Origin of the sequence: Nostoc sp. NMS9, from assembly GCF_017114995.1 — a bacterium.
Taxonomy (GTDB): domain Bacteria; phylum Cyanobacteriota; class Cyanobacteriia; order Cyanobacteriales; family Nostocaceae; genus Nostoc.
The window spans coordinates 139,805-153,367 of record NZ_JABXKL010000019.1; the positions used below are offsets into that span (position 1 = coordinate 139,805).

At 42.1% G+C, this 13,563-nt stretch carries 15 protein-coding genes and 1 pseudogene; 6 read left to right on the forward strand and 10 right to left on the reverse strand.

Translation table 11 applies throughout. The features are described 5' to 3' along the window. Nucleotides 1–104: 104 nt before the first annotated feature. From HWQ40_RS07480 to HWQ40_RS07505, 6 genes are all read right to left on the reverse strand, one after another. Nucleotides 105–362: a BolA family protein gene (locus HWQ40_RS07480; RefSeq protein WP_292776142.1), complete on the reverse strand. Its 258-nt coding sequence runs from the start codon at nt 360–362 to the stop codon at nt 105–107. Between the two features lie 226 nt (nt 363–588). After that, on the reverse strand, nt 589–1,197 hold the full coding sequence (locus HWQ40_RS07485; protein ID WP_292776144.1) for a hypothetical protein: 609 nt from the start codon (nt 1,195–1,197) through the stop codon (nt 589–591). Between the two features lie 661 nt (nt 1,198–1,858). Beyond that, a complete protein-coding gene (locus HWQ40_RS07490) occupies nt 1,859–2,614 on the reverse strand; it encodes a 1-acyl-sn-glycerol-3-phosphate acyltransferase (protein WP_292776146.1) in 756 nt (251 codons plus the stop codon). A gap of 113 nt (nt 2,615–2,727) precedes the next feature. Further along, nucleotides 2,728–3,213 carry a tRNA adenosine(34) deaminase TadA gene (tadA, locus tag HWQ40_RS07495; RefSeq protein WP_292776148.1) on the reverse strand — a complete coding sequence of 162 codons (486 nt, stop codon included), beginning with the start codon at nt 3,211–3,213 and terminating at the stop codon, nt 2,728–2,730. Between the two features lie 187 nt (nt 3,214–3,400). Continuing rightward, a complete protein-coding gene (gene grxC, locus HWQ40_RS07500; RefSeq protein WP_094349514.1) occupies nt 3,401–3,715 on the reverse strand; it encodes a glutaredoxin 3 in 315 nt (104 codons plus the stop codon). Nucleotides 3,716–3,763: 48 nt separating this feature from the next. Continuing rightward, on the reverse strand, nt 3,764–4,336 hold the full coding sequence (locus HWQ40_RS07505) for a DUF981 family protein (RefSeq protein WP_292776151.1): 573 nt from the start codon (nt 4,334–4,336) through the stop codon (nt 3,764–3,766). Between the two features lie 799 nt (nt 4,337–5,135). On the opposite strand from HWQ40_RS07505, the gene glpX reads away from it, so the two are divergent. The 4 genes and pseudogenes from glpX to HWQ40_RS07525 all read left to right on the forward strand — a co-directional run bounded on the left by glpX (nt 5,136) and on the right by HWQ40_RS07525 (nt 8,988). After that, entirely contained in the window at nt 5,136–6,173 is a 1,038-nt protein-coding gene (glpX, locus tag HWQ40_RS07510) for a class II fructose-bisphosphatase (RefSeq protein ID WP_292776153.1), read from the forward strand. Nucleotides 6,174–6,413: 240 nt separating this feature from the next. After that, nucleotides 6,414–7,700 (forward strand): glutamyl-tRNA reductase, encoded by a 1,287-nt coding sequence (locus HWQ40_RS07515; RefSeq protein WP_292776155.1) that lies wholly within the window; start codon nt 6,414–6,416, stop codon nt 7,698–7,700. 108 nt (nt 7,701–7,808) lie between these two features. Then, complete coding sequence (locus tag HWQ40_RS07520) at nt 7,809–8,375, forward strand: metalloregulator ArsR/SmtB family transcription factor (RefSeq protein ID WP_292776157.1); 567 nt, start codon at nt 7,809–7,811, stop codon at nt 8,373–8,375. Between the two features lie 20 nt (nt 8,376–8,395). Next, nucleotides 8,396–8,988: pseudogene (locus tag HWQ40_RS07525) on the forward strand (Uma2 family endonuclease). Between the two features lie 147 nt (nt 8,989–9,135). On the opposite strand, the gene HWQ40_RS07530 reads toward HWQ40_RS07525, so the two are convergent. The 4 genes from HWQ40_RS07530 to HWQ40_RS07545 form a co-directional block, all read right to left on the reverse strand. Continuing rightward, nucleotides 9,136–9,849, reverse strand: coding sequence for a Uma2 family endonuclease (locus tag HWQ40_RS07530; RefSeq protein WP_292776159.1), 714 nt, complete (start codon nt 9,847–9,849; stop codon nt 9,136–9,138). A gap of 82 nt (nt 9,850–9,931) precedes the next feature. Continuing rightward, nucleotides 9,932–10,507 carry a Uma2 family endonuclease gene (locus HWQ40_RS07535; protein WP_292776162.1) on the reverse strand — a complete coding sequence of 192 codons (576 nt, stop codon included), beginning with the start codon at nt 10,505–10,507 and terminating at the stop codon, nt 9,932–9,934. A gap of 184 nt (nt 10,508–10,691) precedes the next feature. After that, nucleotides 10,692–11,474 (reverse strand): ABC transporter ATP-binding protein, encoded by a 783-nt coding sequence (locus tag HWQ40_RS07540; RefSeq protein ID WP_292776164.1) that lies wholly within the window; start codon nt 11,472–11,474, stop codon nt 10,692–10,694. After that, complete coding sequence (locus HWQ40_RS07545; protein WP_292776166.1) at nt 11,464–12,597, reverse strand: branched-chain amino acid ABC transporter permease; 1,134 nt, start codon at nt 12,595–12,597, stop codon at nt 11,464–11,466. Before HWQ40_RS07545 ends, HWQ40_RS07540 begins: the two co-directional genes overlap by 11 nt. A 268-nt stretch (nt 12,598–12,865) precedes the next feature. Between HWQ40_RS07545 and HWQ40_RS07550 the strand changes: the two genes are divergently transcribed. Together HWQ40_RS07550 and HWQ40_RS07555 are read left to right on the forward strand one after the other, a co-directional pair. Then, nucleotides 12,866–13,063: a hypothetical protein gene (locus tag HWQ40_RS07550; protein WP_104907481.1), complete on the forward strand. Its 198-nt coding sequence runs from the start codon at nt 12,866–12,868 to the stop codon at nt 13,061–13,063. A gap of 164 nt (nt 13,064–13,227) precedes the next feature. Next, nucleotides 13,228–13,485 carry a cytotoxic translational repressor of toxin-antitoxin stability system gene (locus HWQ40_RS07555; protein ID WP_292776168.1) on the forward strand — a complete coding sequence of 86 codons (258 nt, stop codon included), beginning with the start codon at nt 13,228–13,230 and terminating at the stop codon, nt 13,483–13,485. Nucleotides 13,486–13,563 lie beyond the last annotated feature (78 nt).

Below are 13,563 nucleotides of genomic sequence, written 5' to 3' on the forward strand. Positions count from 1 at the left end.
TGTTTCCTATGTTGCATTAATAGAGTGAGGAGTGAGGAGTGAAGAGTGAGGAGTTAAAAATTCATAATTCATAACTCCTAACTTCTAACTTCTAACTCCTAACTTTAGGAACTTGCTGTTGCTTGCCAAGCTTCGGGAGTGTATGTTTTCACCGCTAAGGCATGAATCGCTTCAGTTGACATAGCTTGACCCAACGCACCATAAACTAACTGGTGCTGTTGCACTAGTCCTTTACCTGCAAAGTGCGATGAAACTACTGTCACCTGATAGTGGTCGCCGCCACCAGTCAAGTCTTGCACCTGAACCTGTGCGTCTGGCAGTTCCGCCTTGATCATTTCCTCAACCTGTTGCGGACTAATCATCGCAATTCCTGAAAAAACTTACTTTTCTATTATTAACAGATATAGAGCAGATGCCTGTGCCAACTTCAGGCTTTGGCAAGGCTGTAGATAAACGCGCCTCTGAGGTGTATTGCTTGAGAACGCTGGGTCAAGGTTACGGCGGATAGCTCTATCCTAGCACTGGGGCGTTACCAAGCGACTGGTTAGGGAAATGTAGGTAGGGAAAAACAGACAACAAAAATTTAATTTATTTTTTTGGGGATGAAGAGGATGAATTACCACCTTCTCTGGGATAGGGAGAATCAACAAAACCCAACTCAAACAACTGTTTATAGGCTTTCTTACCTAAATCCCGTGTCGGGTTTTGACTCTTAATTATTTGAACTAATAACGGTACAGCTAATTCTGGCTGATTTTGTGCCCGATGTACCAATGCTAGCTGAAAGGTGGCTTCATCTCGCTTTTGAGCTGTTAATAGAGCTTTTTGACGCTGAGAATCAGAAACTCTGTTGTCAATTCCCGAAAAGCTAGAATTTAACTCTTGATAAAAATTAGATAGCTGATTATAAACTTGACGTGCTTCTTGCAGTTTCTTGGCAGCTAAGGGGTAGTTTTGAGCAGAAACGGCTTGTTCTGCATCTTTCACTAAGCGATCGCCACCTTCAATGCTCAAAAGGCTGTTACTTTGGGTTATGGGGCGGAGGTTATTAGGATCGTTGGGGTCAATGGGTTGTGGTTGGCTGGTAGTGCCTGGTGACTGTGATACCTGAGCATTCACAGGTGATAGCAGGCTAAGGACTGCTATAACTGATAAAACAGTACGGTGCATCAAGGTAACAGCGACAGCAGTGTTCATGGGATCAATTAGTGCGACAACTATATAAAAGAGTTATGGAAACTTCGGGTATCTTAACTCTGTTTTGGTCTTGGACAAAGCAAAGTTACATCCTAAGTATCTCTGATTTAGACTAAAAATCAGTTTAATAGAGTTCCCATTACCCCTGTATACCAACTAACTTATATCGCTGTGATGAGCGATACCAACAGGGGAGTGCGTCACCATCTGCTTAACTACCGACTTTCCTCCCCAATAATTATCTCAGGTTAACTGGGATATTTGGCAGGAGGATTTTCCCAAAGCACTGCTTGAAGTCTTTGCGTAGGCGTAGCCCGCCGTAGGCATCGCACCAAACTAGTTCAGAATAGCGATGTCTTCAGTCGGCGCTTCCCAACTTTTATTTAACTCTCTGATCAAATAGTGAAAATATTTATCATCAAGCAATTCAGTAGTTTGCAGACAATTAATTAGCTATTGGCTCAAAAAAATGCCAATTTGGCTGAATATATCATCAATAGAGGGTAATCTATAGATTATATACATACTCAAAGGTTGCAAAACACCACTAATCTTTTGTGACTTACTCAGGATGAATATAGCAGTTAGTAATTAGTGTCATATATTGAAAAGGTGCAGTTTCTAAATTATGTACGGTCAATGATTATGAGGTTTGACTGTATCAAGAATTAGTAATTTCTGCAAATGCGTGGTTAGTAACTTTTGTTTCTTGATGGCTCAATTGTTGCAGTGCCTTTGCTAAATCAGTTGTGATGTTTTTTGCATCTTGTTTTATACAGCCATTCATGTAATCCGCGACTCTGATTGGGGAGCCAATGTCAATACTCACATCTGTACCCCAATTGGGATAAGGTTGGCTGTAGTTAATGCCTATGGGTATAATTTTGACTCCCAGCCCGGAATGACTAGATTCAGCACTCAAAGCAAGACGAGCAATTCCTGGCTTCAACTGGTGAACTTGGCCATCACGAAAAATGTTACCTTCTGGAAAGATCACCAGGGTTTTTTGCTGCTGAAGTAGTTCTACTCCATGTCGCAGCGTGCGGATTGACGGATGCTTAGAATTTACAGGAAATCCCCCTAAACGTCGAACAAACCAGCCTTGCAAACCTTGGCATTCGTCAATAGTCACCATAAATCGCAAGTCTTGCTTTCTTAGACAAGCGGTAGCGTAGGGTACAAGCAAGGCATCCCAACGCGCCCGATGTGTAGGCGCAAGAATTACAGGCCCAGTTGTGGGGATATTTTTTTGTCCGGTTATTCTAATTTGTCCAAAGAATAATGGTAATAGGCAGTGACGCCCTAATAAATATGCCAGGGGACTTAACCAAGGAGAAACCCTTGAGGTAGTACCAGCTATCTGAGGATTTGCTGGGGTTTGCTGGCAGGTATCGGATGAAGAGTAAAATTCCATCATGACGGATGCAGCTGATTGACGGGTAAAAATTTAACGAAAAGCCTGATTAGTTACACCGTAGATTCTCTTGTGTGACTTGTGTCGTACTAGATGGACAGTTTTACCTCTGTCTGTTAGTTTACCCTACGCCGCCTAGTAGCAAACCAAGTCTGTAATTGCTGACGACAAGCTGACTCTAGAATGCCTCCGATTACTTGGAGACGGTGATTAGAAGCAGCACTATCGGGGATGTTAATAACTGTACGAATTGCGCCAGTTTTTGTATCGTCTACTCCATATACCAGTAGTCCTAGTCGTGATTGGACGATCGCACCTGCACACATCGGGCAAGGTTCGAGAGTTACATACAGAGTGCATTCATTAAGATGCCAATTTTGTAAAGTTGTTGCCGCTGTCTTGATAGCGAGAATTTCCGCATGAGCAGTAGGGTCTTTGTCGCGCTCTTTTCTGTTTTCTCCTTGTGCTAGCAAATTGCCTGTTGAATCAATGATAACAGCACCTACAGGGATTTCACCTGCTTCACCTGCTGTTTGTGCTAATTCTAGGGCATAACTCATCCATTGTTGATGTATAAGATATTCTGTATACTTAGTTAGCATATTCTTATCAAGAAAGGCAGTCTTGCTGGAGGCAGAAGGAATACTGCTTTCTGCTCTCTGCCGTAACCTTTTATAGAGCAAGAGTTTAAGACAAGAATACCAAATTAAAATTTGGTGGCTCTCTCAACAGCAGGGGGTCTGAATTCCCAACTGAGGTAAAACCTCCTGCCTCCTGCCTCCTTCAATGCTAAATAGCCGCTTGGGCTAAAAGGGGATCGAGTTGACTTTGTGTGTCTAATTGATAGAGGTCATCGCAGCCGCCAATGTGCTGGTTATTGATAAAAATTTGTGGTACGGTACGGCGACCATTGGCGCGTTCTGCCATTTTAGCTCTGGCTGCTGCGTCGCCGTCGATTTTGTATTCAGTAAAATTTACACCTTTCCACCACAGCAGTATCTTGGCACGAATGCAGTAAGGACAAGTTTGCCAAGTGTAAAGTTCGACATTGGCTTTGACTCGCTCTGGATGGCGATTTAAAAGGGGATTAAGAAAGTCCAGCATATTAATCTTAAGCAAGGTTTTAACTATGTCTCTAGCCTAGATCATTGCTTACCGCATCGGCGCTGGAACCCACTTTTGGAAACTCTCTAAATGATTCCAGTAAGATAAATATCCTGTCAATGCCCAGATTAGAGCGGCTACTATTAGCACTACTACGCCAATTAGCCGCCAAGTTCGGTTGGTTTTCCAATAAAGAGTTGGCGCTGCAAAAATACCGCCTAATCCAGTTAAAATAAAGCCGATTCCCGATAAAAGCGGTTGCTTTGTCAAATTCAAGTTGATGATGCGGATACCCACTATGATCGCAACTGCACCAGCAAAGAAGCCATAAATTGCTATTGTCAATAAATCCCAACCTTGAGCCAGGGCGATCGCAGCCGCAACAAGTAAAATACCAAATAAGATACTTGTTTCACCGAAGGCAATGTTAAAGCTACCTATTACTGGCCAGGTGAAGCTCATGTGTAAACCAGTTGTTAAGGCTATAGCCCCAGTAATTCCAAATCCCGGAATCCACTGTCTTTGGCTAGAACTATCTATACCACGATACACATAGTCAGCGAGTAGAAATAACCCAGCTACCATGTTGATTAACATTAGTGTGATGTAGTCGATAAACACGATTACCTCAGAAAAAGGTGAGAAAAGTGGGAAAAGTTGGATGTTTTGTATGAACCTTTGATTATCCTGTCTCCAGCTTGATACATTATTGTTGCAGTCAATTTCGCAGTTGCAAGCTCATGAAGACTAGTCAATACTTCTTGCGGAAAATCAAAGCTCTAACAGCCGACAAACAAGAAAACCTGCAAGCTCCTCTATTCGAGGAACTATCAGACTCCGAAACCATCAAAATCGTCGGGGGCATAGGTCTCTCGGAGGCAATAGAGACACTCGAGAGACGGTTCTTGGGGGAGGTCCCACTGGTGGTCCCACTCGACTTGATCCCACTCGACTTAGAATAATCGAATTATCTCACACCCGCACATCAAACCTACAACCTCGATTTGCTTGGACGAATTTCTGTACCAATAAGTGCTAGTTCGGGGCGTGACTCGCTTCTCTACAAGACGCTGCGCGAACGCTCAAATTCAAAAGTCATTCATCCAAATGTTTTGCCCAGTTGTAAAAAAGCTGGATGCCACTCCCTATCGGGAAGTCAAAAGTCAAAAACAGTCTTTACTTTTTCTGTGTATAAAACATCTACAGTGTACACACATCTCTCTACAAAACCAAAATCGTTGTAGATCCTCCTAAATCCTCCTTAAATAATGAAAATTATTGAGAATAGTGTCAATAAATATGAAGTTGACACTTCGTTAACATTTGTAATCGAAAATTGGTAACCGCCCTTTGGTAGACTTAAAGACTGAAATAGCCAGATAAAGCGGCAGAAATTCAAGCAGTTGAGAGGGCAGACTCTGTGGAAAATACACTTGGGTTAGAGATTATTGAAGTAGTAGAGCAAGCCGCGATCGCATCCGCAAAGTGGATGGGTAAAGGTGAAAAAAACATCGCTGACCAGGTAGCTGTGGAAGCTATGCGGGAGCGGATGAATAAAATCTATATGCGCGGTCGCATTGTGATTGGGGAAGGCGAACGCGACGATGCGCCTATGTTATACATTGGGGAAGAAGTTGGTATTTGCACCCAACCAAATGCCAGTAGTTTGTGTAACCCTGATGAACTAATTGAAATTGATATCGCCGTTGACCCCTGTGAAGGTACGAACTTGGTAGCTTATGGACAACCTGGTTCAATGGCTGTGTTGGCAATTTCTGAAAAGGGTGGATTATTTGCTGCTCCTGACTTTTACATGAAGAAGTTAGCAGCACCTCCCGCAGCTAAGGGCAAGGTAGACATCAACAAGTCAGCCACAGAAAACCTGAAGATTCTCTCTGAGGTTTTAGACCGGGGTATTGATGAACTTGTAGTAGTAGTCATGAAGCGCGAACGCCATAACGATTTAATTAAAGAAATCCGTGAGGCTGGAGCGAGAGTCGCCCTAATTTCAGATGGTGATGTGGGTGCAGCTATAAGCTGTGGTTTTGCTGGAACTAATATCCACGCACTGATGGGTATCGGTGCGGCTCCTGAAGGTGTAATCTCGGCAGCAGCAATGCGTGCTTTGGGTGGACATTTCCAAGGTCAACTGATCTACGACCCCGCAGTAGTAAAAACAGGTCTGATTGGAGAAAGCAAAGAAGCTAACCTTGATCGTTTAAAGTCTATGAATATCAATGACCCCGATAAGGTCTATGATGCTCATGAACTAGCATCTGGTAAAACTATTCTGTTTGCTGCTAGCGGCATTACCAGTGGTAATCTCATGCAAGGTGTACGTTTCTTCAAGGACGGGGCAAGAACTCAAAGCTTGGTTATTTCCAACCAGTCGAAAACTGCTCGATTTGTTGACACAATTCACTTGTTTGGTGAACCAAAAGTTCTCCAACTGAACTAATTTTTAGGGAATGGGGAATGTTAAAAGTAGAGGTAAAGCATTTAGAAAGAAATTTTTCTATAAAACGGAAAAATATTCACCCAAATGCTTCATCGTTACACTAGTTAGTAGTTAGTATTTAGTGATTAGTTATTGTTTATTGGTTGGAAAAACTATCAACCAATAAATAATAATTCCCCATTCCCTATTCTCACTCAATCCCCGATTGCCAACTACCAATTAGTAACTACGATTTAGCAAATGAATATAGCAGTGGTGGGGTTAAGCCATAAAACAGCCCCAGTAGAAGTCCGGGAAAAACTGAGCATTCCAGAACCACAAATTGAAAGTGCGATCGCTCAACTGGCCAGCTATCCCCATATTGACGAAGTTGCAATTCTTAGTACTTGTAACCGCCTGGAAATTTATATTGTTACCAGTGAAGCAGACCAAGGTATCCGGGAAGTAACGCAGTTTCTTGCGGAATACAGTAAATTACCCGTGCTTTCTCTACGACAACACTTGTTTATGCTGCTGCATGATGATGCAGTAATGCACGTTATGCGGGTAGCCGGTGGTTTAGATAGTCTGGTACTCGGAGAGGGTCAAATTCTGGCTCAGGTGAAGACTACTCACAAACTGGGACAGCAATATAGCGGTATAAAAACCATTTTGAATCGATTATTTAAACAAGCACTGACAGCTGGTAAGCGGGTTCGTACTGAAACTAGTATTGGTACTGGCGCTGTCTCTATCAGTTCGGCAGCTGTGGAGTTAGCACAAATTAAAGTGGCAAATTTAGCAGCTTGTCGAGTGGTAATTCTGGGTGCTGGTAAAATGTCGCGGCTGCTGGTGCAACACCTACTTTCTAAAGGTGCTGTGGAAATTAGTATTGTAAATCGCTCTCGCGATCGCGCCCAAGAATTAGCAAAGCTGTTCCCTCAACAACCGATAAAAATTCATCCACTATCGGAAATGATGGCTGTAATTGCCGATAGTGATTTGGTGTTTACAAGTACTTCGGCAATAGAGCCAATACTTGACCGTGCCAAATTAGAAATGGTTTTAGAAGTTCAGCGCTCTTTAATGTTATTTGATATTTCTGTGCCGCGTAATGTTCATGCGGATGTAAATGAATTGGAAAATGTGCAAGCGTTTAATGTAGATGATTTGAAGGCAGTAGTAGCGCAAAACTACGAAAGCCGTCGGAAGATTGCACAGGAAGCCGAGCGACTTTTAGAGGAAGAAGTGGAAGCCTTTGATATTTGGTGGCGCTCTCTTGAAACTGTTACCACTATTAGCTGTCTGCGAAATAAAGTCGAAACCATCCGCGAACAAGAGTTAGAAAAAGCTTTGTCGAGATTGGGTTCGGAATTCGCTGAAAAACATCAAGAGGTAATTGAAGCATTAACGCGGGGAATTGTCAATAAAATTTTACATGACCCGATGGTGCAATTGCGATCGCAGCAAGATGTTGAAGCTAGACGGCGCTGTATGCAAACTCTGCAAATGCTGTTCAATCTTGATGCAGAGGAACAGTTTAGTTAAATTAAATAACCAGAACCCCAACTTGTGGTGAGAAGTTGGGGTTCTGAGCCAATCGGTTTGAAATTAGATATACTTCTAATTAGACATCTATCTAATTAGAAATTAGTTATGCAACCAGAGCAATTTAACATCTTACTGCGCTTTTTCAAGGCATTAGCGGATGATAGCCGATTGAAGATTGTAGGTATTTTGGCGAATCAGGAATGCAGCGTCGAAGAATTAGCGGTGCTACTGCAACTCAAGGAACCGACGGTATCCCATCATTTAGCGAAACTTAAGGAGCTAAATTTGGTGACAATGCGTCCCGAAGGCAATAGCCGTCTATATCAATTGGATAGCGAAGCTTTGCAAAGCATCAGTAAGGAAATTTTCACACCTGAGAAAATAGCATCTTTGATAGAGGATGTGGATACTGAAGCTTGGGAAAGTAAAGTGTTGAAAAATTATATAGAAGACGATACTCAACGCCTCAAAGAAATTCCTGCTAGTCGCAAAAAGCGCCTAGTAATTCTCAAGTGGTTAGCAAACCAATTTGAAGTGGGAATCAACTACCCTGAACGCCTGGTAAATGACATTCTCAAACGCTACCATCCTGACTGCGCCACCCTGCGGCGAGAGTTGATTGGTTATCAGTTAATGCAGCGAGAGAATGGGGTTTATTGGCGTACAACATAACAATAATAGGTTGTATCTTTATGCAGTTAGAAACACAAAAATTCTATTACACACCTGAAGAGTATTTAGAAATTGAAGAAAAGGCAGAATATAAAAGCGAATACCGTGATGGAGAAATTGTACCGATGACGGGTGGCACTACAAATCATAATAAAATTGCAGGCAACTTTTATGCTTATTTTAAGTTTGGTTTGAGAGGCAAGAATTATGATGTTTATATTGGTGACGTGCGTTTTTGTGGATACCCCGTTATCGGCAGCATACATATCCTGATGTGATGGTGATTGAGGGACAACCTATTTATACAGGAACCAGCACAACAACGGTGATGAATCCGATGTTAATTGCTGAAGTTTTATCTAAATCGACTAAAAATTATGACCAAGGCGACAAGTTTCTTTATTATCGCTCTATTGCAGAATTCAAGGAATATATTTTAATTGACCAATATCAGTATCATGTGATGCAGTATGTAAAAACTGCGAAAAGTCAATGGTTATTTACTGAATTTGAACATGAATCTACAACTTTATCACTGCAAACGGTTGATTTTCAAATTGAATTGCGCGACCTTTTCGAGCAAATCAATTTTGCAGAAAATAATGAAGATTAAAATAATGGTGTAATTGCGATCGCAGCAAGATATGCAAACTCTGCAAATGCTATTCAATCTGGATGCAGGGGAGCAGTTTAGTTAAACTCAACAACAAGCAAAATCTCCGACTTCTGTAAAAAGTCGGAGATCGAAACTTTTCGATTTTCACAATAATTGTTCTGGATCAATTCCCCGCTCTTGCAGCCGTGTCAATAAATCTTGATATCGTTGGCGTTCTTCCTCCAGTTGTTGGAGAGCTGCTTCTTTGGCTTGACGTTCTTGTTCAGCACGTTGACGTTCTTGTGTACGTATTTGGTCAAGCTCAACGGGTGTAAGAAATTTATATCCATCAAGGCGATATATTTCTAGAGTTTGTGGAGTGAGTTCAAAGCGGATTCCCAAACGGGGACTTATCCACCCGTAAATCTGGTTAATTTCTTGCAACCAATCTTCTGAGCGCAGAAAACCTGTTAATTCATTTCGGTCTGGGTCGTAAATGTAATATTCTTCAACTCCATAGCGTTGATAAAACAGGAGTTTCTTTGCCATTTCTTTAGTTGTATTACCAGGAGATAATATTTCAAACACCACCTGTGGCGGAATATTCTCTTCTTCAAATTGCTTGTAAGAACCCCTATCTCCCTTGGGTCTACCAAACACTACCAGAGTATCAGGTGCTTGTTTGATGTTAGGATTATCTTTAACTGGATACCAAAATAAATCTCCAGCAATGAATACATCTGATTGCGATGCAAATAAAATTTCTAAATTTTCTTTAATAGTTACTATCCAACGAAATTGCTTGGTATTATCCGCCATTGGTTTTCCATCGCTTTCGAGGTAGATGACCTCAGATGCGATATTAGGAGTGATTACCATAATGCTACGCCTCCACTCTTCGAGTTTCTCATAGTTTGGGACGGTTCCAAGTGATAGGTTCAGTCGCTACCAAAGTTCTTCACTAAATTTGTGTTTCTTCCTCGGTAAAGATAGGAGGCCACAATTCAGTAATGGGCAATTCCCAACCGGGAAAAAGTTCTGGTATCGTTAAAATATCGCCATTTTCTAAAACTGTCGGTTCGCCTGTAGAGCGATAAATTGTAACTGTCTCTTCATCAGGATCAATTAGAATGCCGACGATCGCTCCTAGTTCTATAAATTTCAGAATTTTGGCTAGTATAAGTTTAATTTTATCACTCTGAGATTTAATTTCTACCACCAAGTCAGGAACAAGTTCTCCAAAGTAACGAGGACTTTGGAGAAGTCGGGAAGCCCGAACAAAGGAAACATCAGGTGCTTTGAGATTTGTATCTGGCATGATGAAACCGCCCGCAGAATCAAATACTCTTCCCCAACGACGAGGATTTATCCAGGCAAAGAGAAAGGCAATCAGACGACTACTGATTTCGCTGGATACAATATCTGACGGGCCCATTATTGAAATTTTCCCATTTTCGAGTTCCAACTGGTAATCTAAACCTGCTTCGGTAAAAGCTGTTTGAACTTGCTCTAAATCTCTGAGTGTCATCATTGACATAAAAAGCTTTTTCCACTGAGATATACAACTCGATTTTAACAAGAGCCAAATTTCCGAAGATTTGACACCGTGTGCCACTTTCTCTCAAACCTAAGCCTTAAACCATTGCCTCGCAGCGAATCAGAGCAAGAATAAAAGCCTCTCCCACACAGGGAGAGCTTTGGAGGAGAAAGCTAATCGCACTCTATTTTCCCAAATAAGCTTCTAGAACTTTTGGATTAGTTTGAATTTCTGCTGGCGTACCATCAGCCAAATTCTGCCCTTCAGCAAGTACCCAAACACGATCGCACAAGGACATAACCACATCCATATTGTGTTCAATAATCAGAAAGGTCATTCCGTCTTGACGGTTCCAAGTGATAATGCGATCGCAAATATCATCAATCAGTTTTGGATTCACCCCAGCAGCCGGTTCATCCAACAAAATTAACTTGGGATTAGTCATCAGCGCCCGTCCCATTTCTAGCAGCTTGCGTTGTCCACCAGACAAGCAACCAGCGTAATCGTGTGCTTTTTTTGCCAAGCCTACTGATTCTAATAAGTACATTGCTCGCTCTTGCAGTTGCTTTTCTTCCTTAGCGATGATATGCGGTTGCAACTGCACCTGCCAAAAATTTTCACCCGTTTGTTTTTGCGCCGCCAGCAGCATATTTTCTAACACCGATAACCGCGAGAGAGTCCGTGCAACCTGAAAGGTACGTATTACCCCCTGCTGGGCGATTTGATATGGTTGCAAATTGTGAATCGGTTCGCCGTCAAAAATTACTCGTCCTTTATCAGGGCGAATGAAGTTTGAGAGTAAGTTAAATAAAGTAGTTTTGCCAGCACCATTGGGGCCAATCAAGCCCGTAATACTGCCTTTAGGAACTTCGATTGTTGCCTCATTAACTGCTTTGACACCACCAAAGCTTTTAGAAAGTCCAGTGGCTACCAAAAGGGGAAGCCGGGATGAATAGTTATTTACCAAGGGTGAGTTCCTCCTTTTTCCCTAAGATACCTTGAGGACGCCAAATCATCAGTACCATCAAAATTAGTCCGATTACCATGATGCGAAACGCGCCCAAACGTGCTTCATCAAGAGAAACGATTCTGGGTAAGACTTCTCGCGTCAGCGCATCGTAAGCAAAGAAAATTACCGCCCCTAAGATTGTGCCGACATTATTCCCAGACCCGCCTAAAATCACCATAATCCAAGTGTCAAAGGTGATCTGCGGTTGGAAATTATCAGGGTAAATAGCGCCCAGTTGCCAAGCAAAGAAAGCACCAGCGATACCCGCGATCGCACCTCCTAACATGAGAGATTGTAATTTATACCAAAAGACATTTTTTCCTAGCGCTTTCGGAATTTCTTCATCTTCACGGATGGCTTTGAGAATTCTACCCCAAGGCGATCGCACCAAAATTTCTAACCGCCAGTATACAAATGCTAAAACCAGCAGTAACACCAGCATTAAAGCCGCTTTTGGGTTGTAGTTATATAGTCCAATCACCCCAGAAATATAAATCGCTGCCGCCAAAATTGCTAACACAATTCCCACACCCAAGCGCGATGCAAATTCTTGCTTGCTAGTCGTCCTTTTGCCCAAATCAGTAGTCCGAGATATTTGAGTGGTACGAATCCATTGCCACAAAGTAAAGAAAGTTACAGCAGCCAGCAGCGTTAAAAGCCCAATCATTACTAATCTGACAAACAAACTTGGCTCTGTGGATAGGGGTATAGGATAACTTTGTACACCAAACGCCCCAGAAATCCAGGTGTCACCCACAGGTAATTCCTGATTATTCACCACCAAACGAATTAATTCGCCCGTGCCAATGGTGACAATTCCTAGATAATCTTCTCGTAAGCGGAGAGTTACAAAACCAATTATTAAACCCAACAAGGCAGCGACAATTGCCCCAGCCAGTGCCGATACCAGTAGGGGTACGCCCTTTAAGCTTAACAATACCGTTGTATATGCTCCCAGAGTCATGAAAGCAATATGACCAAAGTTAATTAATCCTGTAAAGCCCCACTGTAAATTCAGTCCTAGTGCAAATAGAGCAAAAAGTGCTGTAGAAATTGCTAAGAAAATGAGATAGTCAACCATATTAAATTATTTGGGAATTGGGCATTGGGCATTGGGAATTGCGAATTGGGCATTGGGGATTGGGAATTGGGTATGGGGAAAGAGAAGGCAGGAGGCACAAGGCAGAAGTTCTTTAATTTTGAATTTTGAATTTTGAATTTTGAATTGATTGCTCCCTGCCCCTCTGCCCTCTTCGCCGGGCGAATAAATTTTAGCGTAGCTTGAGCGGAGCTAATTTTATGGGAATACTATTTATTGTTGGTGTTTGGTGGTAGGGAATAATTGACGTATGAATTTGCTGCGACTTAGAATGCATCACTTAATCGAGCAGTTAGGCGATGACGATTTGCAAGACATTTGGAACGTTCTCGAAGCTTTACATTATGACTTTTATATGCTAAAAGCCATACAAAAAGTCAAGCGATCGCAGCAACCGTGGGATATCTTAACCCATGAAGAAGCGGTAAGACTGTTGATGTTTTTCTGATTCAGCAGCGCTTTCTTTATCTAGTACAGCGCGGCGGAAATCAAGCTAGCATTTTAAAACTTGCAAAAGCCTTGATATACAAAACTTTTGACTTTTGACTTTTGACTTCCGCCTTGCGGTACTAGTGCCAGTGGCCCCTCAAGTTTTGGTGAAGGTAACGCCCAGTGAGTCTGGAAATGCGCTATGCCAGGTCTTTTTTGCTAGACCTGAAGAATTTAGAACCTGCCGCCTACGAGCGGGTGCATGATTTTGTTTTTATTGAGTTAGCCCAAAAGTGGCAGTTGAGTGATTTAAGAGAACTGCGACAGCTTGATAGTGAAGGTATTTTTCACCGCTTCACCCTAGATAATTATCTGATTGGTATAGAAATTAGGGGTGAAATTGTGAAATTTCTGCGTGTCATCCCTATGCCAGATGTTTAAAGTCAAGAGTCAAGGGAACACTTAAAACTGTAAACTGTATAAGGCTAGGCAGGGATCGCTATAACCTTACATTAAACT